Source organism: Bryocella sp. (genome assembly GCF_058498515.1).
The window spans coordinates 1-3,137 of the sequence record NZ_JBMHYI010000039.1; the positions used below are offsets into that span (position 1 = coordinate 1).

General features: G+C 62.0%; 2 protein-coding genes. Both read left to right on the forward strand.

Annotated elements, in window-relative coordinates; all coding sequences use genetic code 11:
- Window positions 1-1,226 (forward strand): sulfatase-like hydrolase/transferase (locus AC5E6W_RS10555; protein ID WP_491752256.1); only part of this gene is annotated, 1,226 nt, incomplete at its 5' end.
- 324 nt (window positions 1,227-1,550) lie between these two features.
- Window positions 1,551-3,137: amidase (locus AC5E6W_RS10560; protein ID WP_491752257.1), on the forward strand; the 1,587-nt coding region annotated here is incomplete at its 3' end.

Genomic DNA, 3,137 nt, shown 5'->3' on the forward strand with positions numbered 1-3,137 from the left:
AGCGCGGCAAGAACTTCACGCACGCCGTCACCAACCAGCCAGTCTGCGCGCCTTCACGCTCGGTCATCTTCACCAGCCGCTACGCAACGGAAACCGGCGTCTGGCATAACGGTCTCGAGCTCAACAAGTCGCTGCCCACGCTGGCCGGCGAGTTACGCAAGGCAGGCTACACCGCCAACCTCATCGGCAAGTGGCATCTTGCACTCGAGCGTCCCGCCGAAGGCGGCAGCACCGGCCCCGTCAAAGCAGCCGACCGCGGCGGCTTTCTCGATCTTTGGGAAGGCGCCAACGCCATCGAAAATACATCCCACCCCTACTACGGCAGCATCTGGGACCGCGACAACAAGGAGATGACCTACAAGGACGAGTACCGTGTTGACTATCTCACCGACCGCGCCGAGCGTTTCCTCCGTCAAAAGCAAGACAAACCCTTCTTCCTTTTCATCTCGCAGCTTGAGCCGCACCAGCAGAACGACATGCACCAGCCCATCGCTCCCAAGGGCTTCGCCGCTCGCTATCAAAATTGCACGGTGCCCGACGATCTCCGCGCTCTCCCCGGCACCTGGCAGGCGCAGCTCCCCGACTACTACGGTTGCATCGAATCCATCGACGCCTCCGTCGGCCGCGTTCGCAAAGTCCTCGAAGAAGAGCACCTCACTGACAACACGATCTTCGTCTTTCTCTCCGATCACGGCTGCCACTTCATGACTCGCAACACTGAATACAAGCGCAGCACCCACAATAGCTCCATCCGCGTGCCGATCATCATCGACGGCCCGGGCTTCCAGGGTATGCAGCAGATCAACGAGCTAGTCGGCCTCATCGACGTGGCGCCTACGCTGCTCGAAGCCGCCGGTGTTCCTGTCCCGCCCACTTGGAAGGGCCACAGCCTCATGCCGCTCATCAACGATGCGGAAGCCCGCCGCACCTGGCCTAACCAGCAGCTCATCCAGATCAGTGAATCGATGACCGGCCGCGCCATCCGCACCAAAGACTGGACCTACTGCGTCGCGGACCCATCTGGCTCAACGAAAGATCAGGCGGCCACCACCTATCACGAGTACCAGTTCTACGACCAACGCGCCGATCCCAACGAGCTCGTCAACCTCGCCGGCCGTATGGAGTATCGCGCCAAGGCCGCCGAGCTCGCGACCCAGCTCAAGAAACTCCTTGTAGCCGCCGGCGAACCCGAACCCGAAATCGTTCCCGCCAAGCTCTACCCATAGCGCAATTGCCTTGCACTTGCCTTTCTTTCTGTCATCCTCGAAGGGGATCTGCTGTTCCGCGCTCGCCGTAAACCTAAGACCTACACTCCTCGCCTTGCCGGATTAGCAAGGGCCTTGAGGCCCCTGACTCACTGCCTTCTCTCAAAGGGGCTTTAGCCCCGAGCAGTTGCCATCGCCTCTCTGCTTCACCGCATCACAACGCAAAACCTTCCACGCACCTGCCGGTGATATACCTCCTATAACTGACGACCACGAAGGAGCACTATGCCGCGTTCGCGCCGCGACTTTCTCACCAAAAGTTCACTGAGCCTCATGGGAGCAGCCATGGCTGCAAAAACAGCAAGCGCAAAACAAACACCCTCCACCCCCGGCGCTCCTCCAGCCTTCGGTACCTCCGCCCCCGTCGGCCCGGCCGTCTCGGTCCAAACCTTCCAGGAAGCCCAGAAGCTTGTCCAAATCGAGATGACTCCACACGACCTCGCCCAGGCCGCTGGCAACTGGCAGCAATCCATGGCCTCGGTCTACGAGCGCCGCACCGGCCCTCGCAAGCTAGCCATCGAAGACACCATCTCCCCCGCCACCGTCTGGAACCCGACACTCCCTGGCACCACCAGCGGCCCTGCCACGGATCACTTCAACGTCGGCGGACTCGCAATGGGAAGCACATTAAACGCCGCTGGCAAGTTCGTCGGCCGCGATGAGGATCTGGCCTATGCCTCCGTCCTCGAACTCGGATTCCGCATTCAAATGCGCCAGATCACCTCCGAACAACTCACAAAAATCTACATCGCTCGTCTCAAGAAATACGACCCCCAGCTCCACTGCGTCATCACTCTCACCGAAGAGCACGCCCTCCAGCAGGCCCGCGCCGCCGACGCCGAAATCGCCGCCGGCCATTACCGTGGCCCGCTTCACGGCATCCCCTGGGGCGCGAAAGATCTCCTCGACACTGCTAACATCCCCACTACATACGGCGCCGAACCGTACCGCAACCGAATCCCCGTGGAAGACGCCACCGTCACCAGGCGCCTCAATGAAGCCGGCGCCGTCCTCGTCGCCAAGCTCTCCCTCGGCGCACTCGCCCTCAACGACGTCTGGTTCGGCGGCCAGACCATGAACCCCTGGCTTCTCGAAGAAGGCTCTTCCGGCTCCAGCGCAGGTCCCGGTTCCGCGGTCGCAGCAGGCCTCGTCGCCTTCGCCATCGGCAGCGAAACGCAGGGCAGCATCGTCAGCCCGTCCATGCGCTGCGGCGTTACCGGCCTTCGCCCCACCTACGGCCGCGTCCCGCGTACAGGAGCCATGACCCTCAGCTGGACCTGCGACAAACTCGGCGTCATGACCCGCCACGTCGAAGACACCATGCTCGTTCTCCACGCCATCGCCGGCCCCGACGGCCACGACGTTGCCTGCGTTCCTGCCAAGCTCAACTTCGACGCCGCCCGCTACATACCCGGTAAAACAGACCTCAGCAAAATCCGCATCGGCTACATCCCCGCCTGGATGAAAGAAGCCCCCGCCACCGACGTCGACCGCGCCGCCCTCGAAACCGCACGCAAACTTGGCTTCACGCTAAAAGAAGTCACCCTCCCCAACTGGCCCTACGACTCGCTCAACGTCATCCTCTTCGCCGAATCAGCTGCAGCCTTTGAAGAGTTAACCCTCAGCCATAAGGTCGACGAGCTCAAATCCCAGGTTCCCGACGCCTGGCCCAACACCTTCCGCCAGTCCCGCTTCCTCTCCGCCGTAGACTTCGTGCAGGCCGACCGCCTCCGGCGCAAGGTCGCGATGGAAATGGAACGCGTCTTCTCCGAAGTCGACCTCCTCCTCGTCCCATCTTTGCGCGACGAGTTCCTGGTCATCACGAACTTCACCGGCCACCCCTCGCTCACACTCCGCGCGGGTTTCGTTGAA